21 protein-coding genes and 2 tRNA genes are annotated in these 25,414 nt (G+C 29.4%); 10 read left to right on the plus strand and 13 right to left on the minus strand.

Going from position 1 to position 25,414, the window contains the following annotated elements; translation table 11 throughout:
* Nucleotides 1-31 precede the first annotated feature (31 nt).
* Nucleotides 32-763, minus strand: coding sequence for an N-acetylmuramoyl-L-alanine amidase (locus tag ACTTAX_RS03955; protein ID WP_440693032.1), 732 nt, complete (start codon nt 761-763; stop codon nt 32-34).
* 101 nt (nt 764-864) lie between these two features.
* Between ACTTAX_RS03955 and ACTTAX_RS03960 the strand changes: the two genes are divergently transcribed.
* From ACTTAX_RS03960 to ACTTAX_RS03970, 3 genes are read left to right on the plus strand one after another with little or no spacing between them, the layout of a single operon-like run.
* Nucleotides 865-1,671 (plus strand): MlaA family lipoprotein, encoded by an 807-nt coding sequence (locus tag ACTTAX_RS03960; protein ID WP_440693034.1) that lies wholly within the window; start codon nt 865-867, stop codon nt 1,669-1,671.
* Nucleotides 1,672-1,685: 14 nt separating this feature from the next.
* Nucleotides 1,686-2,270, plus strand: coding sequence for an MlaC/ttg2D family ABC transporter substrate-binding protein (locus ACTTAX_RS03965; protein WP_440693036.1), 585 nt, complete (start codon nt 1,686-1,688; stop codon nt 2,268-2,270).
* 5 nt (nt 2,271-2,275) lie between these two features.
* Nucleotides 2,276-2,746, plus strand: coding sequence for a hypothetical protein (locus ACTTAX_RS03970; RefSeq protein ID WP_440693038.1), 471 nt, complete (start codon nt 2,276-2,278; stop codon nt 2,744-2,746).
* Between the two features lie 3 nt (nt 2,747-2,749).
* On the opposite strand, the gene ACTTAX_RS03975 is transcribed toward ACTTAX_RS03970, so the two are convergent.
* From ACTTAX_RS03975 to ACTTAX_RS03995, 5 genes are all read right to left on the minus strand, one after another.
* Nucleotides 2,750-2,826 (minus strand) — tRNA-Ile (locus ACTTAX_RS03975).
* Nucleotides 2,827-2,884: 58 nt separating this feature from the next.
* Nucleotides 2,885-2,959 (minus strand) — tRNA-Val (locus ACTTAX_RS03980).
* A 3-nt stretch (nt 2,960-2,962) separates the two neighbouring features.
* Nucleotides 2,963-4,786, minus strand: coding sequence for an RNA polymerase sigma factor RpoD (gene rpoD / locus ACTTAX_RS03985; protein ID WP_440693040.1), 1,824 nt, complete (start codon nt 4,784-4,786; stop codon nt 2,963-2,965).
* A 65-nt stretch (nt 4,787-4,851) separates the two neighbouring features.
* Nucleotides 4,852-6,627, minus strand: a complete 1,776-nt coding sequence (gene dnaG, locus ACTTAX_RS03990; RefSeq protein ID WP_440693042.1) for a DNA primase — start codon at nt 6,625-6,627, stop codon at nt 4,852-4,854.
* Nucleotides 6,627-7,088: a GatB/YqeY domain-containing protein gene (locus tag ACTTAX_RS03995; protein WP_440693044.1), complete on the minus strand. Its 462-nt coding sequence runs from the start codon at nt 7,086-7,088 to the stop codon at nt 6,627-6,629. The genes dnaG and ACTTAX_RS03995 overlap by 1 nt, the downstream gene beginning before the upstream one ends.
* Before the next feature lie 127 nt (nt 7,089-7,215).
* Between ACTTAX_RS03995 and carA the strand changes: the two genes are divergently transcribed.
* Both carA and carB read left to right on the plus strand, forming a co-directional pair.
* Nucleotides 7,216-8,412: a glutamine-hydrolyzing carbamoyl-phosphate synthase small subunit gene (carA, locus tag ACTTAX_RS04000; protein ID WP_440693046.1), complete on the plus strand. Its 1,197-nt coding sequence runs from the start codon at nt 7,216-7,218 to the stop codon at nt 8,410-8,412.
* Nucleotides 8,390-11,614: a carbamoyl-phosphate synthase large subunit gene (gene carB, locus ACTTAX_RS04005; protein WP_440693048.1), complete on the plus strand. Its 3,225-nt coding sequence runs from the start codon at nt 8,390-8,392 to the stop codon at nt 11,612-11,614. The genes carA and carB overlap by 23 nt, the downstream gene beginning before the upstream one ends.
* A gap of 7 nt (nt 11,615-11,621) precedes the next feature.
* Here the strand turns inward: carB and ACTTAX_RS04010 are convergent, their stop codons facing one another.
* On the minus strand, nt 11,622-11,936 hold the full coding sequence (locus tag ACTTAX_RS04010; RefSeq protein ID WP_440693050.1) for an STAS domain-containing protein: 315 nt from the start codon (nt 11,934-11,936) through the stop codon (nt 11,622-11,624).
* An 85-nt stretch (nt 11,937-12,021) separates the two neighbouring features.
* Between ACTTAX_RS04010 and ACTTAX_RS04015 the strand changes: the two genes are divergently transcribed.
* On the plus strand, nt 12,022-12,813 hold the full coding sequence (locus ACTTAX_RS04015) for a hypothetical protein (RefSeq protein WP_440693052.1): 792 nt from the start codon (nt 12,022-12,024) through the stop codon (nt 12,811-12,813).
* Between the two features lie 11 nt (nt 12,814-12,824).
* Entirely contained in the window at nt 12,825-13,562 is a 738-nt protein-coding gene (locus tag ACTTAX_RS04020) for a prepilin peptidase (RefSeq protein ID WP_440693054.1), read from the plus strand.
* 17 nt (nt 13,563-13,579) lie between these two features.
* On the opposite strand, the gene ACTTAX_RS04025 is transcribed toward ACTTAX_RS04020, so the two are convergent.
* The 6 genes from ACTTAX_RS04025 to ACTTAX_RS04050 are packed head-to-tail and all read right to left on the minus strand — an operon-like array spanning nt 13,580 to nt 20,765.
* Nucleotides 13,580-14,821 carry a type II secretion system F family protein gene (locus ACTTAX_RS04025; protein ID WP_440693056.1) on the minus strand — a complete coding sequence of 414 codons (1,242 nt, stop codon included), beginning with the start codon at nt 14,819-14,821 and terminating at the stop codon, nt 13,580-13,582.
* Nucleotides 14,822-14,827: 6 nt separating this feature from the next.
* On the minus strand, nt 14,828-16,516 hold the full coding sequence (locus ACTTAX_RS04030; RefSeq protein ID WP_440693058.1) for a GspE/PulE family protein: 1,689 nt from the start codon (nt 16,514-16,516) through the stop codon (nt 14,828-14,830).
* 1 nt (nt 16,517) lies between these two features.
* Entirely contained in the window at nt 16,518-17,963 is a 1,446-nt protein-coding gene (locus tag ACTTAX_RS04035) for a hypothetical protein (RefSeq protein WP_440693060.1), read from the minus strand.
* Nucleotides 17,960-18,355: a hypothetical protein gene (locus ACTTAX_RS04040; protein WP_440693062.1), complete on the minus strand. Its 396-nt coding sequence runs from the start codon at nt 18,353-18,355 to the stop codon at nt 17,960-17,962. Before ACTTAX_RS04040 ends, ACTTAX_RS04035 begins: the two co-directional genes overlap by 4 nt.
* On the minus strand, nt 18,352-19,005 hold the full coding sequence (locus ACTTAX_RS04045; RefSeq protein WP_440693063.1) for a hypothetical protein: 654 nt from the start codon (nt 19,003-19,005) through the stop codon (nt 18,352-18,354). Before ACTTAX_RS04045 ends, ACTTAX_RS04040 begins: the two co-directional genes overlap by 4 nt.
* A complete protein-coding gene (locus tag ACTTAX_RS04050; RefSeq protein WP_440693065.1) occupies nt 19,002-20,765 on the minus strand; it encodes a hypothetical protein in 1,764 nt (587 codons plus the stop codon). Before ACTTAX_RS04050 ends, ACTTAX_RS04045 begins: the two co-directional genes overlap by 4 nt.
* Before the next feature lie 116 nt (nt 20,766-20,881).
* Here ACTTAX_RS04050 and ACTTAX_RS04055 point away from each other — a divergent pair, with 116 nt between their 5' ends.
* Genes ACTTAX_RS04055 through ACTTAX_RS04065 form a run of 3 tightly spaced genes read left to right on the plus strand, consistent with a single transcriptional unit; the run spans nt 20,882 to nt 25,402 of the window.
* Nucleotides 20,882-21,472, plus strand: a complete 591-nt coding sequence (locus ACTTAX_RS04055) for a type IV pilin protein (protein WP_440672886.1) — start codon at nt 20,882-20,884, stop codon at nt 21,470-21,472.
* The gene (locus ACTTAX_RS04060) at nt 21,456-23,558 is read left to right on the plus strand and encodes a type IV pilus modification PilV family protein (protein ID WP_440693067.1); all 2,103 of its coding nucleotides are present in this window, start codon (nt 21,456-21,458) and stop codon (nt 23,556-23,558) included. The genes ACTTAX_RS04055 and ACTTAX_RS04060 overlap by 17 nt, the downstream gene beginning before the upstream one ends.
* Nucleotides 23,549-25,402 carry a prepilin-type N-terminal cleavage/methylation domain-containing protein gene (locus ACTTAX_RS04065; protein ID WP_440693069.1) on the plus strand — a complete coding sequence of 618 codons (1,854 nt, stop codon included), beginning with the start codon at nt 23,549-23,551 and terminating at the stop codon, nt 25,400-25,402. Before ACTTAX_RS04060 ends, ACTTAX_RS04065 begins: the two co-directional genes overlap by 10 nt.
* Nucleotides 25,403-25,414: the final 12 nt, after the last annotated feature.

A 25,414-nucleotide genomic window follows, 5' to 3' on the forward strand; every position in this document is an offset into this window, starting at 1 on the left:
TTATTATTAAACTTTAAAATTACAAGATAAATTAATTAAGCTTTTTTATTAGGTTTTCACTTATTAATAAACATTCTTTATCAATTTTGCCATTTACTATTTCTTGTCTAAATCTTCTCTGAAATGCAGATGTGATAATTTTATTGTATTTATTTTTATTTATTTTTGAATTTCTTGGATAACCAATTTTGAAAAGATTGTTTATAAATTTTAATTTCAATGGATTTGAGATATTTAATCCTCTTTCTTTTTTTATCTTTTCTTGATTCAATTCATGCCAGATTCCAATTTTGTTTTTTGATAAAAAGACCCATGGAAATTTCTCACCAGGGTCTAGCTTTCTATCTGGTGCTATGTCTGAATGACCTAATATTGATTTTGGATTAATTTTAAACTTTTTAACTAAATACTTTGTCAACTTTATTAATGAGGAAATTTGTTTGTTTGGAAATTCTTTATATTTAAATTCATGACCAGGATTAGTTATTTCAATCCCTATAGAGTTTTTGTTTAAAGATTTAAATTTTTTCCAACTAGAAATTCCTGCGTGCCAAGCTTGATAAGTTTCAGGTACCATTTTTATAATATCACCATTATTTTTAATTAAATAATGACAGCTAACTTTGGAGTTTTGATCTAATAATTTGTCTATCGCTTTTTTTTCAGATTTCATTCCTGTGTAGTGAAAAACAATAAATTTGATCTCACTTTTTTTTCTTTTTTGTGGATAAAAGTTTGGGGAAAAATTGAAACTTATTTTCATGCTCATTTTGGTGACTAATTTAGGCAACTTATAAACAATTTATGGTCACTATTTAAATTTAATTCTACTTTAATATCAATTTTTATATAATATAATTTGTCATGTTGAAAAAAATAACTATTTTAATATTTTCTCTATTCTTAATTGTATTTAATGCTAATGCAGGTTCAGACGGAGAACTGGCTTTAAAAAAAAATAAAACCGAAGCTCAAAATACAAAAGATTGTTTTGAAAAGTTAAATAGAGCAACATTTGCTTTCAACCAAGGTCTTGATAAAGCAGTCATTAAACCAATAGCAAAAGGGTATAGAAAATTGCCGGATAATCTTCAAAAAGGAACTTCCAATGCGGTAAGAAATTTATCTAACTTGGTAACTATACCGAACAATGTTTTGCAAGGTGATATTAAAACTGCGATTATAAATACAGCTCGATTGGCTGTTAACACAACGGTAGGGCTCTTAGGTACAATTGATGTTGCTAACAAAATGGGTTTTCCTAAATATGAAAAAGAGGATTATGGACAAACTCTTGGTAAATGGGGCTTCGGCCCTGGTTGTTATATAGTGCTTCCTGTTTTAGGTCCTTCTACTATTCGAGATACAACGGGATCATTTGTAAATGTAATGGGTGGTGACCCATGGTACAACGTTTCAGTTCATGGAAATAACGAATTTTTAACTGAAAGAGTTTACCTAACTTCAAAAGCGATAAGCGGTGTTGAATTTAGAGCTAATAACATTGAATCTTTTGAAAATCTTGAAGAAAACGCTATTGATTTTTATGCTTCTGTAAGAAGTTTATATTTACAAGATAGAGAAAATAAAATTAAAAATATTCAAAGAGGAAATGTAGAAATCATATATGAAGATGATGATGGCTGGGAAGAAATTGAAACAAACAAATAACTAATCAAAAAAATATGAAGAAAATAATTATCTTATTATTATTATTAAACTTTAATTTTACAAACTCTTTCTCTATGGAGGCAGATGTCTTTGTGCAGTCGACAGTAAATAGAGCCGCTGAAACTCTTGGTGCTGGTCTAACAAAAGAAGAAAGAATGGATGAATTAAAAAAAATTGCACTAGATACTGTTGATATAAGAGGTATAGGTTTTTATTCATTAGGGTCACATAGAAAAAACGCATCTGATGATCAAAAAATTGAGTATGAAAAAGCATTTAGAGAATATTTTTTACAAAGTTTTTCAAGTAGATTAGCTGAATATTCTAATCCAATAATAAATGTTGATTCAAAAAATAAAATTAATGAAAACTATACAATAGTTTCAAGTACACTCGCTGCTACAGATAAAAGACCTGCTGTTAAAATAGATTGGAGAATATACACTAAAAACAAAGATCAACCTGTAATTAGAGATCTAATTATTGAAGGTTTGAGTTTGGCTAGAACTCAAAAAGAAGAATTTAACTCTATTATCCTGAGCGCTGATGGTGATATCAATGCATTAATTTTAAAACTAAAAGAGTTTTCAAATAGTTAATTAGATTGAAAATTACAACCAAATCAATACTACTAATTTCAGCGTTAACTACCTCGGCTTTTTTAATTTATGCTTTGTATAAAGGTATAATTTTATACTTTGTTAATGAAGCATTAGAAGATACTTTTGTAGGTGGTAGCACCTCTAATATTTCAATTATTTTGTGGTTTATAATTTCAGGAATTTTAATGCTTATAACTTCCATGTTTCTTTTTTTTTTAAAAATAAAAGATTTAAAAAGTCAAAAAACTATTGTTATAGGTTTAATATTCTTTTGGTTTTTAATCTCTTTTTTTTCAATATTCGTCACTTTTTCAAATTTGTGGATTACATTACTTACATCATCAATTGGAATTATTTCGTTTTTAGCTTCAAAAAATCTTAAAAAAGAAATTATTGCTGAATTAAATAAAAAGGGCTTAACTGAAAAAGAAATATATCTCTTGCAAAAACTTGCTGGAATATCAAAAAAATAAGTTTGGTGGGCCCGCCAGGACTCGAACCTGGGACCAATACATTATGAGTGTACTGCTCTAACCAACTGAGCTACAGGCCCAAAACATTTGTTAGTTATATCATTTTTATCAAGTTATCAATTAAAGATAAATCAATAATGGTGGGCCGTGTTGGTTACGCTCCAACTACCCCTGCAATGTCAATGCAGTACTCTACTATTGAGCTAACGGCCCAATCTAACTTTCTAAGAAACTTTTTAGTTGTTTAGATCTACTTGGGTGCTTTAATTTTCTAAGAGCCTTGGCCTCGATCTGCCTAATTCTTTCCCTTGTTACAGAAAACTGTAAACCTACTTCTTCTAAAGTGTGATCGGTATTCATACCTACACCAAATCTCATTCTTAAAACTCTTTCCTCTCTTGGGGTTAGGGTAGATAAAATTTTTGTAGTTGCCTCTCCAAGGTTAGATTTTATAGCTTGCTCTAACGGAGCTAAAGCTTTTGTATCTTCGATAAAGTCTCCCAAACTGCTATCTTCTTCATCACCAACAGGTTTTTCAAGTGAAACTGGTTCTTTTGAAATTTTCAATACCTTTCTTACTTTATCTAAAGGCATTCTTAATTTTTGCGCTAACTCCTCAGGCGTCGCTTCTCTGCCAAACTCACTTAAGATTAATCTTTGAGTTCTGACAATTTTATTAATAGTTTCAATCATATGAACAGGAATACGAATTGTTCTTGCTTGGTCTGCAATTGATCTGGTAATTGCCTGTCTGATCCACCATGTTGCATAAGTAGAAAATTTATATCCTCTTCTATACTCAAACTTATCAACTGCTTTCATCAAACCAATATTACCCTCTTGAATTAAATCTAAAAATTGCAATCCTCTATTTGTGTATTTTTTAGCTATTGAAATTACTAATCTAAGATTAGCTTCAACCATCTCTTTTTTAGCTATTCTAGATTCTTTTTCACCTTTCTGGACTCTACTTACTAATTTTTTAAAATCAGTAACAGAAATTCCAAGTTTATGACTAATTTCAATAAGTCTCTCTCTAATATTTTTAAACTCCTCTTTATTTTTTGCAAAAAATTGCTTCCAGACTAAATTTGTATCTAAAAATTTTTTAAGATTTGGATTAATTTCATTACCAACATAAAATTTTATAAATTCATTTCTTGGTATTTTTTGATCCATAGCAAGTCTTAAGAGATTTCCTTCTAAAGAAATTATTTTTTTATTTTCAACATAATGTTTTTGAACGAGTTCTTCTAAAACAGATGGGGAAAGCTGAAGTGATTTAATATTTTCCAATATATCATTTACAATTTTTTCATAACCTTTTTCCTTTGCAGGTGTAAAATTTTGAGAATTTAAAACACAATCTAACTTTTCTTTTTGATACTTAATTAGTTTTGTATATTCTTTAGTTAATGTATTTACAGTTTTTAAAACTTTAGGTTTAATTTCTGTCTCCATTGCAGCAAGAGTAGGATTGAAATCATCATCTTCATCAGAAGCACCATCTTCTTTATCTGTTTCACCAGCATTTTTTTGTTTAGCACTTGGTCCAGTTGATTCATCTTCCATATAGTTTGTATCGATATCTATTATTTCTCTGACTAAAATTTCATCTTTTTGAAGTTTTTCATTCCACTCAAAAAATTGTTGTGCTGTTATTGGACTTTGCGATAATGCAATTAACATTACATCCTTTCCAGCCTCTATTCTTTTTGCAATTGCAATTTCACCTTCCCTTGAAAGTAACTCAACACCTCCCATTTCTCGAAGATACATTCTGATAGGATCATCACTTTTCTCAATTGTTTTACCTTCTTCTTTATTAGAATTTTCTTTTTTTCTTAGAACTTTAAAATCTGATTTTTTTTCAACTAATGAAATATTTTCATCTAAAATGTGGATAAAAGCTTGAGCAAGATTTTCATCTGATAAATTTCTTTTACCTAATGATTTGCTAAGTTCTTCATATGTTATGAATCCTCTATGGGTTCCTCGACCCATTAATCTAGCGAATGATTTTGTTATAATTCTTTCCACAGCGATAATGTTGAAAGTCTTATATAATGTCAAATCTGTAAAAATCCATTACAAATTTGTCCAGATTAATTGAGATTCTGCTTTTTTTTAAGCTCTTTTAGCTCATTAAATGTGCTCTCGCTCATATCAACTGAGAACTTCGATTCTAACTCTTGAATTCTAAACTCAAGATCATAATTCATTAAATCTCGCGAAATATCTTCAAGCAATTCAATGATTTTCTGCTCATCTTCAGAACTATTTTTTAAGATATATTTTATTGGAGCAAATTTATTTATTTTTTCAATTAGCTGACTATCCAAATTTAAGTCTTGAACAGCTATTTGATTTTCAGATTTTAAAATTTCAATTATTTGTTTAAAGATTTTTTTATTAACTTCAGTAAATAATTTGATATTTTCAATTAAATGAATATTTGATTGCATTAAATTTAAATTATAAATTACCAAATAAATTAAGGAAAATTCTTTAAGCTCAACTCCAGATAAAGATTGGCTTTCGTTATAATACTTTTTTGTAGTATCTAAAGATTTAGTTGGTTTTTTATAAGATTTTTTATTTTTTTGATTTGAATGAGGAGTTAATTCTGTAATTTTCTCTAAAAAATATTCTAATACATATTTTTTTATATATTCGTCTTTAATAGTATTTGCTACATCTCTTAATCTTTTTTCAAAAATAGCCATAGAAGAAGGGTTGTTTTCAGTTTGTTTTTTGTAGTGACTAAAAATAAATTGATGAATTGATAACTTGGATTGTTTTGTAAATTCTATAAAATTAACTTTTCCATTTTTATTCACATAACTGTCTGGATCTTCCTTGTTTGGTAAAAATAAGAATGAAATTTGTTTTTCTGGTTTTAATTCTTTAATTGAATTTTCTGCAGCTCTTAATGCTGCTTTATAACCACTTTCATCACCATCAAAGCAAATAATGATTTCATCAAAAAATTGGTTAAGTATCAAAATTTGTTTATCAGTAAGTGAGGTACCAAGATTTGCAACAGAATTATCAATTCCATTTTTGCTTAACCCAACAACATCCATATAACCTTCGACCAAATAAATATGATCTACTTTGTTTGATAATTTTCTAGCTATATCTAAATTATATAAATTTGATCCTTTTTTAAAAAATAAAGTTTCAGGTGAGTTAATATATTTTGCAAGATAATCTAGGTTTTCTATTATTCTTCCACCTAAAGCAATTGGTTGACCAGTTATATTATTAATTGGAAAAATTAATCTTCCTCTAAATCTTTCTACATAAGTATTCTTTTTCTCATCTAAATAAAATAATCCAGTTTCAATTAAAGTTTGTTCACTAAATTTATTTTTTAATCGTTCATATATATTAGGATTTTTTTCCACATATCCCATTTTAAATTTTTTTACGTCTTCTTTACTTAAAGATCGATTTTTTAAATATTCTCTAGCATTTGAATATTGTTCGTTTTTGATCAACTCATTATGGTAAAAATCAACATATTCATTATAGATTGATTTATACTCGTTCCATTTTTTTTCTCGCTCTTCATCTTTTTTTGAAAACAAATATGGTTGCATACCTGCTAGTTGAGCCAAATGTTTAACAGCCTCTCCAAACTTTAAATTTTGAGTTTTCATTATAAAATCAAAAATATTCCCATGTTCTGAAGTAGCAAAACAATGATAAAATTCTTTTTCATCATTAACAGTAAATGAAGGTGTTTTTTCATTTTTAAATGGAGATAAACCTACAAATTCTTTACCTCTTTTTTTTAATGAAACTGTTTTTGAAACAACAGTTGACACTTTCAGCCGTGTCTTAATTTCATCTAAATACTCTTTAGGGTATTTCATTAACTATTCAATAATTCCTTGATTATTGATCCAGCTCTAGAAAAATCAATTTCATCAGAATGAGATTTCTTTAACTCACTCATTATTTTGCCCATATCTTTAACAGAGCTAGCACCTAACTTAGCTATTAATTCTGCACATAGTTTTTTAGTATCTTCTTCACTCATTTGTTTAGGTAAGAAACTTGTTAAAATTTCATATTCATTTTGTTCAACTTCCAAAAGATCAGTTCTGTTATTTTTTTTATAGATTTCAATAGATTCGGCCCTTTGTTTAACCATTTTTTTAAGAAGCTTTTTTATATCTTCATCATCTGTGTCTTTTTTGTTGGGGCCAGAACGATTGGCAATATCTAAATCTTTAATAGAAGATAAAATTAACCTGTAGGTTGATATTTTATTTTTATCTTTCGATTTTAGAGCATTTTTATATTCGTTTTCGATAGTGTTCTTTAATGACATAATTTTTTTAATCTACTTCATAGAAAAAATTCTTCAAAAGAAAAATTGTTTTTTTACAATTTTATAATACATCTCTGTTGCGATAATAATGCAATTATTGTATTAACCTTTAACTCATGAGTTGTAATTGATCAAAAATTCAAAAAAAATAAACTCAAAAAATATTCATCAAATTAATACTGGCGTTTTAGTTCTTGAAAACAAGAAGGTATTCAAAGGAATTGGTATTGGCTATGAAGGAGAGGCAACTGGAGAAGTATGTTTCAACACTTCTTTAACTGGTTACCAGGAAATAATCTCAGATCCTTCTTATGCAGGTCAAATTATCAATTTTACATTTCCCCATATTGGAAATGTAGGTACTAACAAAGAAGATATAGAGTCTGACAAGATATGGACTAAGGGAGTGATTTTTAATTCAGAAATAACTGATCCATCAAACTATAGAGCTTTTTTACATCTAGATGCATGGCTTAAGAAGAACAAAATTGTAGGGCTCACTGGTCTTGATACTAGAAGTCTAACTAATTTTATCCGAGATAAAGGAGCACCAAAAGGAACGATTGCTTTCTCAAAAAAACAAAAATTCAATATAAGCAAACTAACAAATACTACTTTAAAATGGAGTGGGTTAAAAAATCTAGATCTCGCTATAGAAGTATCAACTCCAAAAAATTATATTTGGAAAGGTTTTAAAACTTGGAAAAAGAAAGATGGATTTGTAAAAAATAAAAAAAAACAATTTCATATTCTTGCAATCGATTATGGAATTAAAAAAAATATTTTAAGATATTTTTCTGATTTTAATTGCAAAGTCACAGTAGTAAATTGCAAAACATCTGCTGAAAAAATTTTAAGTCTTAAACCAAATGGAATATTTTTATCAAACGGCCCTGGAGATCCAGCTGCTACAGGAAAGTATGCGATAAATATAATTAAAAACCTTATTAAAAAAAACATTCCAATATTTGGTATTTGTTTAGGTCACCAGATTCTCGCTTTAGCACTTGGTGGTAAAACAAAAAAAATGAAGTTAGGTCATAGAGGTGCAAATCATCCTGTAAAAAATTTAATTCATGACAATGTAGAGATCACTAGTCAAAACCATGGCTTTGAAGTTGTTAAAGAAACTTTACCGAAAAATATTGAAGTCACTCATAAATCATTATTTGATAATAGTATTGAGGGTATTAAGTTAAAAAATAAACCCGTATTTTCAGTTCAATATCACCCCGAGTCTAACCCTGGACCACAAGATAGTGTCTATTTATTTAAAGAATTTGTTAACAATATGAAAAAAAATGCCAAAAAGAAAAGATCTTAAAAAAATATTAGTAGTAGGTGCTGGTCCAATAATAATTGGCCAAGCATGTGAGTTTGATTATTCAGGAACACAAGCTTGTAAAGCTTTAAAAGATGAAGGTTATAAAGTTGTTTTAATTAATTCTAACCCTGCAACCATCATGACAGATCCAGATGTTGCAGATAAAACTTATATAGAGCCAATCACCTTAGAGGTTCTTGAGAAAATTCTTATAAAAGAAAAACCAGATGCAATTCTACCAACAATGGGAGGCCAAACTGCTCTTAATCTTGCAATGGAAGCAGAGAAAAAAGGAATATTAAAAAAATACAAAATAGAACTTATTGGCGCAAATTCTAAAGCAATTTCTAATGCTGAAGATCGAAAGAAATTTAGAAAAAATATGATTGATATTGGTTTAGATTTACCAAAATCTGAGATTGTTAATAATATCAATCAAGCTTCTAAAGTTCTAAATAAAATTGGTTTGCCTGCAATCATTAGACCTGCATTTACCCTAGGTGGTCTAGGTGGTGGAATAGCAAAGAATAAAAAAGAATATCTTAAAATTATAAAAAATGGATTACACGAGTCACCAGTTAGCCAGGTTCTTGTGGAAGAGTGTTTAGAGGGTTGGAAAGAATTTGAGATGGAAGTTGTAAGAGACAAAAAAGACAACTGTATCATCATTTGCTCAATAGAAAATATTGATCCGATGGGAATTCACACAGGAGACTCTGTAACTGTTGCTCCAGCTTTAACTCTTACTGATAAAGAATATCAAGTTATGAGAAATGCCTCTATTGCATGTTTAAGAAAAATTGGAGTTGAGACAGGTGGATCCAATGTTCAATTTGCAATTAATCCAAAAAATGGACGAATGGTTGTTATTGAAATGAATCCTAGAGTATCTAGATCATCAGCACTTGCATCTAAAGCAACTGGGTTTCCAATTGCAAAAGTAGCGGCTAAGCTTGCGGTTGGTTATACTTTAGATGAACTTAAAAATGAGATTACAAAAGTAACACCTGCTTCTTTTGAACCAAGTATTGATTATGTAGTAACTAAAATACCAAGGTTTACTTTTGAAAAATTTTCTACTTCTCCTGCAACTTTAGGTACTTCAATGAAATCTGTTGGAGAGGCAATGGCAATTGGAAGAAATTTCAAGGAGTCTGTACAAAAAGCATTGGTCTCACTAGAAACTGGATTCTCTGGTTTGGATCAGATTTACAATTTAAACAAAAAAGAGTTAGAAAAAAAACTTAAAGAGCATATTCCAAATAAAATACTTCTTGTAGCTGAGGCCTTTAGAAAAAAAATTAGCTTAAAAAGAATATATAGTTTATCTAAAATTGATCCTTGGTTCTTAGGACAAATTAAAGAAATTGTTGATAACGAGCTAGTTATTAAAAAAAGAGGTCTTCCAAAAGATTATAATGAATTTAATAGAATTAAATCTATTGGTTTTTCAGACAAAAAATTAGCTGAACTTACTAATTCATCAGAAGACATAATAAGAAGAAAAAGAACAGCTTTAAAAGTACTACCTGTATACAAAAAAGTTGATACGTGTGCTGCAGAATTTAAATCATTTACACCTTACATGTATTCAACTTATCAAAGAAATTTCTCAATAAATTCCGAGTGTGAGGCAGATCCATCAAGTAGAAAGAAAATAATAATTCTAGGTGGTGGCCCTAACAGAATAGGCCAAGGTATTGAGTTTGATTATTGCTGTTGTCAGGCAAGTTTTTCTTTGAAAGACGCAGGTTTTGAGACCATCATGGTTAATTGTAACCCTGAAACTGTATCTACTGATTATGATACAAGTGATCGGTTATACTTTGAACCTTTGAAGGAAGAGTATGTATTTAACATTATTAAAAAAGAGCAAGAAAAAGGAAATTTAATAGGTGTTATTGCTCAGTTTGGTGGACAAACTCCAATTAAGCTCGCTAAATTTTTAAATGATAACAAACTTCCAATTTTAGGAACGCAATATAAATCAATAGATTTAGCAGAAGATCGAGATCAATTTAGAAATTTATTAATTAAATTAAATTTAAAACAAGCTGATAGTGGGATTGCAAAAACTTTTAAAGAAGCAATCAAAATATCAGAGAAAATTGGTTTACCACTAGTAGTTAGACCTTCATATGTTTTGGGTGGAAGAGCTATGGAAATTGTGCATGAAAAAAGTCAATTAAAAAACTTTGTTGAGGAAGCATTTAAAGCTGCTGAAGAAAATCCAATTTTAATTGATAAATTTCTAGACCATGCAATGGAAGTTGATGTGGATGCTATTTCTGATGGAAAAGATGTTTATGTAGCAGGTATCATGCAACATATTGAAGAAGCAGGAATTCATTCTGGGGACTCAGCTTGTAGTTTGCCACCAGTATCTATTAAACCATATCTAATTAAAGAGATAGAAAATCAAACTAAAAAACTTGCCTTAGCACTTAAAGTTAAAGGTTTTATGAATATTCAATATGCAATCAAGAAAGATGAAATTTATATTATTGAAGTCAATCCTCGTGCTAGTAGAACTATACCTTTTGTATCAAAAGCAAAAGGAATTCCACTTGCAAAGATTGCATCAAGAATAATGGCTGGTGAAAAACTTTCTAAATTTAATCTTAAAGATAAATCAAAAGGAATGTATGCAGTAAAAGAAGCTGTATTTCCTTTTAATAAATTTCCTAATAGCGATTTACTTTTGGGACCTGAGATGAAATCTACAGGTGAAGTAATGGGCTTTGATAAAGATTTTGGAATGGCTTTTGCTAAAAGTCAGATTGCTGCAGCTAATTCACTTCCAAAAGAGGGTCTTGCATTTATATCCTTAAAAGACTCTCATAAAGATGAAGGTATTGATCTTGCAAGAGAGCTAATTAAAAATAATTTTAAATTATGCGCAACCAAAGGTACTGCTGAATACATACAAAAGCATGGAATGAAATGTAAAATTATTAACAAAGTAAGTAGTGGTAGTCCTCACATTGTTGATGTTTTAGACTCTAAAAAAATTGCACTTGTAATTAATACAGGTGGTGGAAACAGCGAACACAGATTAAATGATGCTATTGCTCTTCGAAGAGCAACGCTTAAAAATAAAGTTCCATATTGCACCAATATGTCTACTGCTCTTGCATGTTTAAATGCCATCAAATCTCTAAAGACTAAAAAATTAGAGGTAAAATCTTTGCAGGATATTTAGTTAGTAACTAAGTTATTGTAAAAAAATCAAAAAGTTTTGCCATTTTTAGCACTGAAGAAACCTGTTCGCTTGGAGATTTAATTGTAAATTTTTTTGATTGTTCCTCAGCTTTTTGACGTAATTCGATTAAAACAGACACCCCAGAACTGTCAATATACTCCACTTTAGACATATCAAACTCTAATTCATGATTATTGTCTAAGCTTTGCATTGCTTGATCTCTTAATTCCTCTGTTTTTTCTAGGTCAATATCTCCCTCGAGAACTATTGTGGCTCCTTTATCATTAGTTTGTTCTGTAAATGGCATAATGCTGTATAGCATTAATTTAAAAAAACTCAAAAATTTACCCTACCCATAATGGGTATCTCAAAAAAAATAAATATAAGATAAAGTGTAAAAAGAGACTATGAGCTTAAATGACGATAACGAAAAAGATTTATTATTAAATGACGATGATAATCTTTTGAGTGACAGTGATACCTCAAACGATTCTTTGCTTTCAGATGATAACAACGAAGATGTTTCTTTATTAGATGAAAACAATAACGAAAATTTAGAGGATACTTTACTTAGTGATTCTTCAGAGGTCAAAGAAAACAGTAATTCAGAAATAAATGAAATAGCTGAAGCAAACGAGTCTTTAGCTACTATGGACTCAGATCCATACAATTTAATAAAAGATGTAAATTTAACTTTATCAAAAATTGAAAAAAAAATTGATAAAGATTCAGATCAATTATCAAAATTAGACCAATTAGAAGAAATTAAAAATGAGTTAAAAAAAATGAATAACTCTAATAAAGTTGAAGAAGCTTCAAATGATAATGAGGAAGAAGTTAACGCTCCAAGAGGTGATAATTTACCAGACAATTCAGATCTAATAGTACAAATAGAAAACTTACAAGAAAAAATTAGAGATTTGGAAACTACGAATGAAAGTTATCAGGAAAGATTTAAAAGTATAGATGAGACATTGGATAGATTTAAAGAAATTGAAAAAGAATTAGAAGTTGAAGTTATTGAAGAAGATGAAAGTTCAAATAAAAAAGAAGTTAAATCTACTAATCAAAAACCACAGAATAAAAATTTATTAATATTATTAATCATATTATTATTTACAATATCAGGCGTAATCGTACTTGATGCTCTTGGAATTGTTAATTTTTATATATCAGAAGCATTAAAAAATATTTTCTAGAACTATTAAATATGATCCATATATTATTTTTGATATTTGGATTTTTAGCAGGCAGTTTTGCAAATGTTTGCATTTTGAGACTACCAAAAAATGAGGATGTTTTTTTAAAAAGGTCTGCTTGTCAACATTGTAGCAAACAAATTGCATGGTATTTAAATATTCCTATTTTTTCATATTTATATTTATCTGGTAAATCAAAATGTTGTGGAAAAGAATTAAATAAACAATATCCAATTATTGAATTATCAACTGGTATATTATTTTTAATCAACTCATTACTCTTTAATTTAAGTCAATCAATTACACTTAGTTTAATTTTTTTTATTATTTTATTGATAATTGTAATTGATTTTAAGGAAAGAGTAATTTTTGACTTTATGAATTATTTCTTAATACTTTCTGGAATAATTGTTTCAATTATATTTCCTGAACTAAATCCTCTAAATATATCAACTTTAAATGCAATGATTACTGGAATTATTGGATTTAGTTTATTTTTTGCATTGAGATATCTTTTTCAAAAGAAAAGAAATGTAGAAGCTTTAGGTATGGGAGATGTATATTTAATAGCAGGACTAGGTGTTTGGCTTGGGTTTGAAAAATTCCTATATATCCTCTCTATTTCATCCTTTTTAGGCATTTTCTATTATCTTTTAATGGGAAAAAAAGAGGAAAATTTTGAGATACCTTATGGTTCAGCTTTAGGAATTTCTTTTATTTTAATTTTTTATTTTACTAGAATAATTTAAATTTATTTACTCATTTTTTATTGAATTACTTGACCCATATTAAATATAGGTTGATACAAAGTTAATAATAAACCTGCAATAATACCTCCAATAAATACAATCATAACTGGTTCTATAAATTGTTTAAGAGCACCTACAGCGTTATCTACTTCCGCTTCATAATAAATTGATATTGAATTAAACATTTCATCAACACTTCCTGTCTTTTCTCCAACCTTCATAAATTCAGAAAATTCTAGAGGAAATATTTTTTCTGAAGCAAACAATGCAGATAAATTTTTACCTGTAAGTATCTCTTTTTGAATTCTTCCAATTGCCTCTCTAACTAATATATTGCTAGTTACTTTGCTGCTAATTTCTAGCGCTTCTATAATTGATACACCTGCACCTAACAAATTTGCTAATACTAAAGCAACTTTTGCATAAATTGATTTTTTTACCAAAGGACCAAAAGCAGGAAGTTTCAATATCAAAGTATGAAAAAACTTTTTAACACCATAAACTTTTTTGTTTAAATAAATTGAAGAAGAAATGATTATTGCTAGAGTTAAAAAAAGAACTCCTCCTCTACTTGGATCTTGTAAAAATTCACTTAAACCTATCACTTTTTGTGTTGCAGCTGGTAACTCAACTCCAATACTTTCATATATTTCTTGAAACACTGGAACAACTTTTACTAACATTACAACTGTTACTAATAAAGCAACCGTAAGTAAAATTATTGGATAAGTTAATGCCCCCTTAATATCTTTTACAATTTTTATATTTTTTTCTACTAGATCTACAATTTTTCTTAAAAAAGTAGCGAGAGTTCCGCTACTTTCTCCTGCCTTAACCATGTTGATATAAGAATCATCAAAGTACTGCGGAAATTTACCCAATGATGAACTAAATGTTTTACCTTGGTTTAAATCCTCAATGATAGTTTTTGTAACTTTAATTAATCCTGGTTTTGTTGCCTGTCTTCTTGCAAGTTTTAAAGCCTCCATTATTGGAAGATCTGCTTTGATCATTGTCTCTAATTTTTTAGTGAACAGCATAATATCTACAGAACTCAATTTGTCTGATGATATTTGCATTCCTAAGAAAGTCTTTATCTCAGGATCAGCTTCAGCATCATTATCTTTAAGTTGATTTAAACTTGTAGCTATAATTTTTTGATTTTTTAGTTTTTTACCCGCATCAATTCTATCATTAGCAACTATTGCACCGTTTACTTTTTTTCCTGCTTGAAGACCTGAGTAAGAAAATTGAGGCATAATTTATTACCCTTGAATAGTAATTGTTCTTAAAAATTCTTCATAAGTGATCACTCCATTTTTAATGTGATCTCTTGCAACTTCATCCATGGTTCTAAAACCATTTTTTTTTGCAATTTGTAGAATTTCAGGTGCTCGTTTTTCCTCAATAATTGCTGATTGAATTTCACCATTAATATCAAGTATTTCATAAATACCTTGTCGACCCTTATAACCAGAATTATTGCACTTGTTGCAACCTGCACCTTTGTAAACTTTTAAAGTTTCAACCTCAGTCAATGTAAACCCAATTTCTTTGAGTTGGTCTTTGGTAATTTTTTCATCTTCTTTTTTACAATCAGGACAAATTTTTCTTGCTAGTCTTTGAGCAACAATTGTATTCAAAGCTCCAGCTATCATGAAATTTGGTACACCCATGTTGGTTAATCTTATGATTGTTTGAATTGCATCATTTGTGTGAAGTGTTGATAATAATAAATGGCCTGTAATTGCAGCCTTAATAGCAATATCGACTGTCTCTTTATCTCTAATCTCTCCAACTAATATCACCTCAGGATCTTGTCTTAGAAAAGCCCTCAAAATATTTGCAAAAGTTAAACCAATTCCCTCATTAGCTTGAATTTGTCCAATACCTTCCATTGTGTATTCAACTGGATCCTCTGCGGTTAGTATATTTAATTCAGGTTTATTTAGATGTGCAAGCGCTGCGTAAAGCGTTGTTGTTTTTCCACTTCCAGTCGGTCCTGTTACTAAAACCATTCCTTGAGGAGATTCAATTGCTTTTATAAACTTTGATAACTCATTCATCGGAATACCAATTTTATCTAAACCAATAACATTGGTGCTTCTTAATAAACGCATCACTACTCTTTCACCAAATTTACTTGGTAATACATTAAATCTTACATCACAATCTATTCCACCATTACTCTGATCTTTAACAGTTATAGCTCCATCTTGTGGCAACCTATTTTCAGAAATATCACAACCAGCCATTATTTTTAGTCTGGTAATTACTGGCACATAATTGGAGGAAATAATTTGGCTTAATTCATCTTGTATTTCCATTATCCCATCATTTCTAAATCTAACTTGTCCGACGTTATCTTTAAAAATTTCTATATGAATATCACTAGTACCACTTTTTAAAGCATCTTGAAAAATTCTTTCAACAAACTCAACAATGTTTATGTTTCCACTTTGAACTGGTGTAGGTGTAGTTTTTGGTTTGGTAACAATTTTAGAATTTGCAATATCCCATATTTTTGAAGCAGCAATTTTATCAATATTTGAAAAAGTGGTTACTGTAAAAACTACATTTTTTTTTGTGAAATTTTTTATCTTGGATGCAAAATTAAGTTTACTAGGGTCAGCTATAACTAATTTAAGTGATCCACCTTCAATCGCACAAGGAACAATTTTTTCTTTTTTAATAAATTCGACTGGTAATATTTTTAATACATCTGGCTTTATATTTTCTGCCTTAATATCATTTGTCTTTATCGCAAAATTTCTTGAAATTACTTTGACGATATCCTCTTCTTTCACATAATTCTTTTTTAACAATTCTGGGACTATCTTCTCTTTGTTTTGTGCGCATTGAACAGAAATTTTAGTTAGTCTATCTTGTGATAAAATTCCATTTGTAGCCAATAAAGAGGCTATTTTTTCAGAAGCTACTGCACTTAATTCCATACTAAATTACTCTTGGAGCTAAGAAGATTAATAATTCAGTCTTATCATCCTTGTTAATTTTTGATCTAAATAATGCACCAACTCCAGGAATATCTCTTAAACCTGGTACACCAGCGTTAGTTTCAGATAAAGTTTCAGTCAATATACCTCCAACAACTGCAATATCTCCACTTGTTAAAACTAGGTTGGTATTAACTTCTTTTTTATCTATAGAAGGAGGAGTTGTTGAAAAACTAACTGTATCATTCGTTATTAAAACCTTCATCATTACATTGCCATCACCAGTGATTACCGGGGTTACATCAAGTTTTAAATTTGCATCGTAATATTTTGTTGCAGATGTTGTGACACCATCAGCTGTAGTAGTTTCTGTTACTCCAAATTTAGTTCCTTGTGTAATTTTTGCGTTTTTTCCACTTATCGTAAATAATTTCGGATTAGATAATGTTCTAGAGTCACCGTCTTTTTCAAGAGCATCTATTTCTACTTTTAACTGTCTAGACCCAACATTTCTAATTATCCCCAATCCAGAAGTACCATCCACTAAAAAACTAGAAACACTATTTCCAGCTGTACCTAATGCAACTCCATCAGTACCTCCAATAATACCTGAAAGTTGAGTGGTAGTTGCTCCTCCTTGGCCGTCAGAAATCTTAGAAAGTCCAATTCTAGACCCTAATTTTGTCTCAAAAGTAGGTTTAACCTCAACTAAGAATGCCTCGATTAAAATTTGTGGTTTTTTGACATCAATTTTATTTAGAATAATTTCAATTTCATCTAGCTGCTTATCCGTTCCCTGAGCAATTATTGTTTTATTTTCATCATCAACGTTTAATATTAAATTTGCTTCACCTTCACCTGTGCCTGCAAATAAACTTTCTATTTGTGTTTTAATTTTCGATGGAGTTTCATAATAAATATTAAAGATCTCATTCTTTAATACAATTTCCTCTGATGGAATATCCGGGAAAACTTCAATTAAACCTTTTTCAGTATCACCTGAATAAGTCAAACCTTTTGAAGCTAATATAGAATTGAAAACAACATTCCAAGGTTCATTGTTTATATCAATATTTAAAAAACCATTTACAGTTTCATCAATAATAATATTTCTTCCACCAAGATTTCCCAATGCAAGTAAGGCATCTGTTACTCTTGTATTTTTAAAACTAATTGAAATATTAAAATCAGGCTTTTGAATTAGTTTATTTTCATTTAAATTAATTGATGTTTTTAATTCTCTTCTTGGTTTTGTAACATCATTATTATAATTACTATCAGGTCCTAAACTCACTGTTTCACTTAAAGTTGTAAGCCCGTCTCTTGTCACTTCCTCTAAAACTATTTCACTTGGAACATCAGTATTTCTGGCATTTTTACCAGCACAAGCTGACAGAAATAATAGACAAATTAACGTAAAAATTTTTATATTTAAAATAGTCTTCATTGAACAATCTCCATTATTATTTGTTTATTATTTTCAACTAAAAATACTTTATCTTTGGTTATTTTTTTTATAATTGCACTCCTTGGTCCAATTTTTTGGCCCTCATAAACAACAACATGATCTTCGCTTCCAGGTAATTCTATTAGGGCAAGACTTTTAAAATAATTTTTAGGAATTTTATTTTGTTTCCTTAAAGTTTCTAAATTACTAAATTTTGGGGCAAGTAAAGTTGCAACTAATTTTAATGATTGAACAGAATAAGGAGAAGCACTTGATAGACTGTGCCGTTTTAAAACTTCATTTTTTAAGTCTTTATAAAAAGGATCTCTCAGATTATCCGCATAAACATTTGTTGAGAAAAATATAAAAATTAAAATAAAAAATTTTTTCATGAATTTTTAAAGTTAATTAAAATTTTAGAAGTAATTTTAATTATACCATCTCCATCTTTGTTAATTTGCACATTGTCAGTGATCATGCTTTTATTAATATTTTTTAAATCTTCTACAAATCGCGTGTAGTCTATAAAATTTCCTATAATCTCTACATCATAAGATACTTGGGTGTATTGATTGTAAATATTAAATTCAGCTGGATTGTCTTTTTTTGGCTCTTTATAAAAATCTTCATTTGCCTTTGTTAAAGTTAAAATCTTAAGCTTGTTATCCATAGCAAGCTCAGAAAACAATTTGTAAAACTTTTCCTGTTCTTCTTTTTTGAAAAAAGATTTTTGAATTTCAGAAAATTCTTTTTCTACTTTTTTATTTTTACTTACAATTGATGCTCTTAACTCGTTACTAGTATTTATAAAATTCTTTTTCTGATTGTAATCACTCTCAATCAAATTTGCTTTTTGAATTGTAGGATTAATTACAAAAAAGTTACCTACTGAAAAACTTATAGCCAAAATAATTATATAGACGAATTTCATATAATTACTTTTTGAATTTAAAGTTTTTTGCTCATCCTCAAATTTAAATTTCTTGAGTTTTGGAACTCTCTTAACTCTTTTGAGTTTTTTACTTCTTAATAATTTGATCATAGTTCCACCTTAATTTTAAAATTTCTTAGTTTTAAAACATCTTCTGATGGTACGATTATTTGTTGATCTTCCTCATCACCTTCATTGTTTATTTCGATAGTTTCAGTAAGTTCCGCTAAGCTCAAGCTAGTAATGTCAGGATTTCCAACTCTTTTTTTGATGTTATTTAAAAATAAATTTAAATCATAATCTGTTAATGCATAGCCTTCGTAAAAAACAACAGAGTCATTTTTGATATAATCTACTTTTTGTAATTCAACACCATTAGGAACAATTTTTGGAGTTTCTATAATTATCTTTGAAAAATTGTCAGTTTTAACAATTAATTTTTCAGCAAGTTCTTTTTCTTTTTCAATTTTTTTTACCTTAGAACTAGAAGTTTTAATCTCCTCCATCAAAGAGTTATAATCATTTACAACAGCAGGATGTGAGGCCAGTAATTGGTTTTTCTCTAAATACTTTGGAATATTTAAACCAATAATTGATGAAAAAATTAATAAAAGCAATATTAAAACTATAGACAAAGATCCACTTGTTGCTTGTATCTTTCTGTTATTTATCAATTGATCTTTGTACGGATATAAATTTTGTTTAAATCTTAAAAATAAATTTTCTTTTATATTGAAAGGGTTAAATAATCTTAAGGATGCACCAATTACTGGATATAATTTATCCTCTAAAATATATTCTTGATTAAATTTTTTAATTAATTTTTTTGAAAATTTAATTTTTTTATTTGTTAAAATGTTCTCAAATTTGCTTTCATCACTTTTTGCATTATTTAGTGTTAATGGTTTAATTGTAAAATCAGGTAACTTAGATTGTAATCCATTTAGATATTTTTCGCTTTGTTCAAGATCAGTATGAACATATAAATTTCTAAATATTGTCGTTTTTTCTTCACTTCCCTTCCACTCATCATCCATTAAATTTCCTCTAACATCTTGAATAGATCTTTCAAAAACTTCCGACCAAAATGGACCTGATGGATCAGGCATTTTTTCTAATTGCTTAATTAGAATTATGTCTGCTCGTGTAATATTATTTATAGCAAAAATAAATTTATTCTGTGTAACTGTAATTAAGTAATTTTCTTTTTCTCCATATTCCAAAAAAGCAAATTCGTTAGATTTGTTATCTTTTTGTTTTGCAAAAATTGTATTAATTAAAGAAAAACACTTCGGTTCATAAATTGTAGGTTTAACACCTGATTGTCTTAAAATTTTATTTAATTTTTCAACTTTTTCTCTTTCAATTAAACAGATAACTACTTCCTGTTCTTGCGTTTCATCATTAATTGCTAAAGGTTGAAAACTAAATATCTTGTTATCAATAATATCTGACAATTCTTCAAATGTTTTCCAAAACTCAATATCGCTTGTTTGAAGATCAAATGTTTCTTGATCCATAAGTGGGATATTGATTGTTTTAATAATTGTTTCGGAGGTGGGCAAAATTACTGTTGCTTCCTTCTCGAGTAATTTTTGATCTTTTAAAATATGAACAATTTTCTGACTATAATAAACTTGATCATCTTCATTAAATAATGATGTGTTTCCTGCTAAATTAAACTTTTCATGATGAAGGTTTGTAATTGTTTTTGAACCTTGATTGTATTTACAAATACTAATTCCCTCGTCATCCAATTCTATAGCAAAACGATTTTCCTTTGATATTGCTTGTTTTCCTAGAATTGGAGAAAAGATTTTTAAAAGAAAACTTAATATCCTATTTTTAAAATTTTCTAATTTTTCATTCATATATTTGCTAGCTAAGAACTATTATTTACTTCTAATTGACTCGTTAAACTCTGTAACCCTCCCCAAATTGGGGGTCTTATAATCAAATAACATTGAATTTATTATAGTAATTTGACATGAGTCATTTAACTACATCTAAAGGTATTACTTTAATTGAATTATTGGTTGTAGTTGCAATATTAGGAATACTAACTTCAATTGGCACAATTGGATACCAAAGTTTTGTTTCTGGATCTAACTTTGGGAGTAACAAAACTATACTATTAAAATATTTACAAAAAGTGCGATTTAATGCACATGCTGATAATAAACATTACAAAGTAACATTAAGTAATTCATCTGATGATTTGTTATTAAAAGTTTATGAGCCTGACAGTGCTAATATTAAATGGAGAGATCTAAATTTGAATAGACGATGTGGTTGCTATAGCGGTGTAAACACAGGGGACTCTAATTGCAGTAATACTTTTTCAAACTCTGCATTGTCATCTTTAACATCTATCGCAGAATATGATGAAACACTTGAAGGATTAAATGTAAAATCATGTACATCAGATTCATGTTCATCACCAGTAAGTGAAACAGTTGAGCTTTGTTTTTTATATGACGGTTCAGCCCCAACTACGAAATATTTTAAAATTACTGGAGCCTCTGATGACACAGCAATTATAACACATAATAAAACAGGATATGTCGAAGAGAACTAAAGGTTTTAGCTTGCTTGAAGCAATGATTGCACTTTTTGTGCTAAGTATGATTACATTGACATTTGTAAATTCTACAAGTGTATTTTTATCTTCACAACAATCTTTTGTTGAAAAAGGAAAATATGATCAAATTGCAGATTTAATATTACAAGACATGATGGATTATAGAAAAAAAACAATTAATCCCTATGGATCCATAACAGCTGATGCTCAAACTTTTACTGCAAACGATAAAACACTATCGGTTTCTGGTGTATCAACTTTACCTAAAGAAGGAGATATATTTATAATTGATAATCTTTCTAAACGATTTACTGTTGATAGTGTAAGTGGAACTACTCCAGACAGTGTTACAATAACTACAGAAGAAAATCTTCCAACTACAACTATTACTTCATCTAATTTAACATTTATTGCTCTAAAAAAAGAAGACCTAAGTTGTTTTGATGGATTTGATTTAACTGGTTCTGCACCAGCTTCACTAACAAATTGTTCAAGTGTACCGGATGATGTTAGCGATCTTTTTGATCATTGGAAATCAATTATTGATACTGAACTTGGTTCTGATGTAACGGTTAGAACTATTGATGTTGCTGATGATGGGTTAGTTACAGTTACACTTGGAGATGGTACAGATAATATTAGTTTAGCAAAAAAAATTGACCTTTGTATTTTTGATGATTTGCCTCAATCTGTAGCATTTACTTTCCCAGGAGTAACAAACCCTGTTGTTACAGGAATAATGAGTCATAATGAAAATCCTACTGAACATTACTATTTTAGTGGCCAAGCAAAAAAATTTGATAGCCTTACTTCAGATACCCCTAGTGGTGGAAGAGACGAAAACACTATTACCTGTGAATCTACTCATGCTTCAACTTGTAGACAAAATTATGCATGGAATAATTCAATTAGTGTATTTTTATATAGATATACGGGTGCAGATGTAAGAGTTAGGCCATCTGGTTGTAATGATAGTGTTTGGTCAGGTCAATGTGATGGGGTTAGAGTAAATCAAAACGATCTCTCATTATGGTTCATATTTGATGAATATAACCACAGTACAGGTACAACTGATACTGCGCAGATTGGTCAGGTTGTTGACGGTTACAATGGTAAAGGTTATTTCAAATTTAAAGTTAAAAATTTACCTTCGGATGCAAGAGTACTAGTCTTTGATGATAGTTCTGAAAGTTGTCTAAATAATATTAGTGGAGGAACCTGTACAGGAAGATACCAGTGGGCTAATGCACACGATGGAATGGTAATACATTTAGGAACTAGTAATTTGAATGATTTGTCTGATATAATTCTTGAATTAGTAGGAAACCCTAGCCCTTATGATATTTCAAGTTGGAGAGTTTTAAAAAACGAACCAAGTTGTTTACTTGCAAGTAATGTTACTGGATCAGCACACGGAGATAATAGAGACAGAGAAGATCAAAATGAATGTTGGCAATATATTACAGTTAAAAAAGATAGTTTAGCCTCAAGTTTGTCATCAACCGGAACTTCAATGGTATTAAACGATAGTTCAATTTTTCCTTCTAATGGAAATTTACAAGTTGGGTCCGAGTATATTGAATATAATGCAAACAATACATCAACAAACACCATAACAATATCTCAAAGGTCAATAAGACCTAAAGCTAAAATAAGCGAACAGATACCATCAAGTGGTACCTCTGGAGGTTGGACAGATCAAACATTAAATGAATACTCATCAGGGGATGGTACTTCAATACTTGCAGGTGCAAGAGGAGCTTTTGTTAAAATTAATAACGAAGTTTTTAAAATTGATTATCATTCTGCAGCATCAACAAATATTGAAACAGGTAGAATTAGATTTTTAGCTAGAGCACAATTGGGCACATCTATGCAACAACATAATGTTAATAGTGTTATTGTAAATCATGACATGAGAGCTCAAAGTTGGCCAGCAGGAACGCCTGTGTATGAAGGACCTCCAAATAGCGTACCCGTAGTGATGGATTTAACTGGCACAGGTAATAATCAAAGATATCCAAGAATAAGAATGAAAAAGAAAGTTACATTAAATTTATCAGCAGCAACTGTATGTCAATAAAATCAAAAAAATCTAAAGGTGTAAGTTTAGTAGAGTTAATGATTGGTTTATTTATTGCCTCTCTAATATCAACTTCGATTTATTATTTATACGGATCTGGACTAAGAACATTTTACCAAGTTGAAAGCACGAGTGATTTGCAGGATGAGGCAAATGTTATCTTTTCTATGATTGAAAGAGATTTAGCTAGAGGAGGATTTGTTCATCCAATAAGAGGAGATGTATCAAATACTGCAAACTGTAAAGCAACTATTTCTCCAGAAAATGCTGTAAAAATTGTATCAGGGTCTGAAATTAGCTCCTGCTTTGATAAACCTAGTAGTGATGGAACTGTTGCTTATAGATATAGAGTTACCTACAAACTAGGAGATGGCACTAGTGGTTTAGAAGATACTAATACCTTATATAAAAAAACTATTAGAACAGATAATTGTACATCATCCATATCTTCATCAGATCCTAATTACGCATCGACAGTTCATAATTGGCAACCCGTTTCTACAAATATAAACACAATAGCATTCACAAAACCAACTGTAGATAGCGTTACTAAAAATGACATTGTTAACATTGACATAAATTTTATGTCGAGAGATAGAAACGATTATAAATTAGATTTTAATAAAAGAGTATTTTTAAGAAATAGAGATTTAACTAAAAACACCGGTCTTTGTAATAATAAATGTCCAAATGCTAAAGAACCGTTTTCTAATTATGTAATGTCAAATAATACCTCTCATTGGAATCCAGCAAGTAAAAATATTCCAAGTGCTAGGGTAGTAATTCAAAATGGGTTTGTTTCAGCTGAAGATAAATTAGAATGGGATACGACTTTAGCTTCTGATTATGGTCTTACTGTAAGTTATAACACTACAACTGGTGTATTAACTATTTCGGGAACTGCTACAGGGGATAAATACGAAAAATTTATTAAAACAATTAAATATGTAAACAAAGCATCAACTCCATCAGGAAGAACAGATTCTGCTGATCCTGATAGAAAAATTCTACTAGCATTAGGTGCAACAGGATTTTCGCCAATACCAAGAGCTGTAGGAGCAGACTACCATTTTTATGATTACATAGAACGTACCTCGGGCGGTAGTGGATCTTGGGGAAATGTCGGTAATAATGGTGTAGGTGGTAATGGATGGTATTGGTGGGGAGAAGCTGAAGCAGAAGCTGAGGCCGCTAGATACTATAACTTGAAAGGATATCTCACAACAATAACAAGCTCTGCAGAAAATAATTATATTAAAGATAGGATAAGAAAAGCTGACAATACATATCCAGCAGGTTGGACTGGCGGATCAGACATACAAAACGAAAACACATGGAGATGGATGGGAGGACCTGAAGATGGTCAAATATTTTTTTCTGATGATGGTAATTGTACAAATGATAGTTGGGTAATACCTTGGGCTGGCAACTGCTCTTCTGCAGAACCAAATAATAGTGGAGGTGCAAAATGGTTTTATTCAGAAGCAACTAGAGGTGGAGCGTATGGCTATAGCTGTGAACTTCAAATAAATGATTCAAATCAATGTTGTCAGCAAAGACCAGCTGCTAATGACACAGTTTGTGATGGAGAACATTATAGTCAGTACAAAACAGATGGTGACTGGAATGATTTACCTATAGTTGGATCATCAAGCGGTGTTTATCAGACAAAAGGATATATTATTGAATTTAGCACTAATTTTGTAAGCACAAATACTTGTGGAAATGCTAATGCTGATCAAAGAGCTGCTTGTGTAAATTATCTTTTAGAAGAAAACATTGTGCTAAAGGACTTTACCTATACTGATGAAGATATGTTAGATATATGCGATATAACCCCTTAAAATATAAGAAAA

The organism is Candidatus Pelagibacter sp. HIMB1695 (assembly GCF_052047655.1).
In the GTDB taxonomy this organism is placed as follows: Bacteria; Pseudomonadota; Alphaproteobacteria; order Pelagibacterales; family Pelagibacteraceae; genus Pelagibacter.

Coding starts and splice junctions, on each gene's coding strand:
- ACTTAX_RS03955 (WP_440693032.1), bottom strand. CDS start 763: ATGAAAATAAGTTTCAATTTTTCCCCAAACTTTTATCCACAAAAAAGA.
- ACTTAX_RS03960 (WP_440693034.1), top strand. CDS start 865: ATGTTGAAAAAAATAACTATTTTAATATTTTCTCTATTCTTAATTGTA.
- ACTTAX_RS03965 (WP_440693036.1), top strand. CDS start 1,686: ATGAAGAAAATAATTATCTTATTATTATTATTAAACTTTAATTTTACA.
- dnaG (WP_440693042.1), bottom strand. CDS start 6,627: ATGAAATACCCTAAAGAGTATTTAGATGAAATTAAGACACGGCTGAAA.
- ACTTAX_RS03995 (WP_440693044.1), bottom strand. CDS start 7,088: ATGTCATTAAAGAACACTATCGAAAACGAATATAAAAATGCTCTAAAA.
- carB (WP_440693048.1), top strand. CDS start 8,390: ATGCCAAAAAGAAAAGATCTTAAAAAAATATTAGTAGTAGGTGCTGGT.
- ACTTAX_RS04010 (WP_440693050.1), bottom strand. CDS start 11,936: ATGCTATACAGCATTATGCCATTTACAGAACAAACTAATGATAAAGGA.
- ACTTAX_RS04015 (WP_440693052.1), top strand. CDS start 12,022: ATGAGCTTAAATGACGATAACGAAAAAGATTTATTATTAAATGACGAT.
- ACTTAX_RS04020 (WP_440693054.1), top strand. CDS start 12,825: ATGATCCATATATTATTTTTGATATTTGGATTTTTAGCAGGCAGTTTT.
- ACTTAX_RS04025 (WP_440693056.1), bottom strand. CDS start 14,821: ATGCCTCAATTTTCTTACTCAGGTCTTCAAGCAGGAAAAAAAGTAAAC.
- ACTTAX_RS04030 (WP_440693058.1), bottom strand. CDS start 16,516: ATGGAATTAAGTGCAGTAGCTTCTGAAAAAATAGCCTCTTTATTGGCT.
- ACTTAX_RS04035 (WP_440693060.1), bottom strand. CDS start 17,963: ATGAAGACTATTTTAAATATAAAAATTTTTACGTTAATTTGTCTATTA.
- ACTTAX_RS04040 (WP_440693062.1), bottom strand. CDS start 18,355: ATGAAAAAATTTTTTATTTTAATTTTTATATTTTTCTCAACAAATGTT.
- ACTTAX_RS04045 (WP_440693063.1), bottom strand. CDS start 19,005: ATGATCAAATTATTAAGAAGTAAAAAACTCAAAAGAGTTAAGAGAGTT.
- ACTTAX_RS04050 (WP_440693065.1), bottom strand. CDS start 20,765: ATGAATGAAAAATTAGAAAATTTTAAAAATAGGATATTAAGTTTTCTT.
- ACTTAX_RS04055 (WP_440672886.1), top strand. CDS start 20,882: ATGAGTCATTTAACTACATCTAAAGGTATTACTTTAATTGAATTATTG.
- ACTTAX_RS04060 (WP_440693067.1), top strand. CDS start 21,456: ATGTCGAAGAGAACTAAAGGTTTTAGCTTGCTTGAAGCAATGATTGCA.
- ACTTAX_RS04065 (WP_440693069.1), top strand. CDS start 23,549: ATGTCAATAAAATCAAAAAAATCTAAAGGTGTAAGTTTAGTAGAGTTA.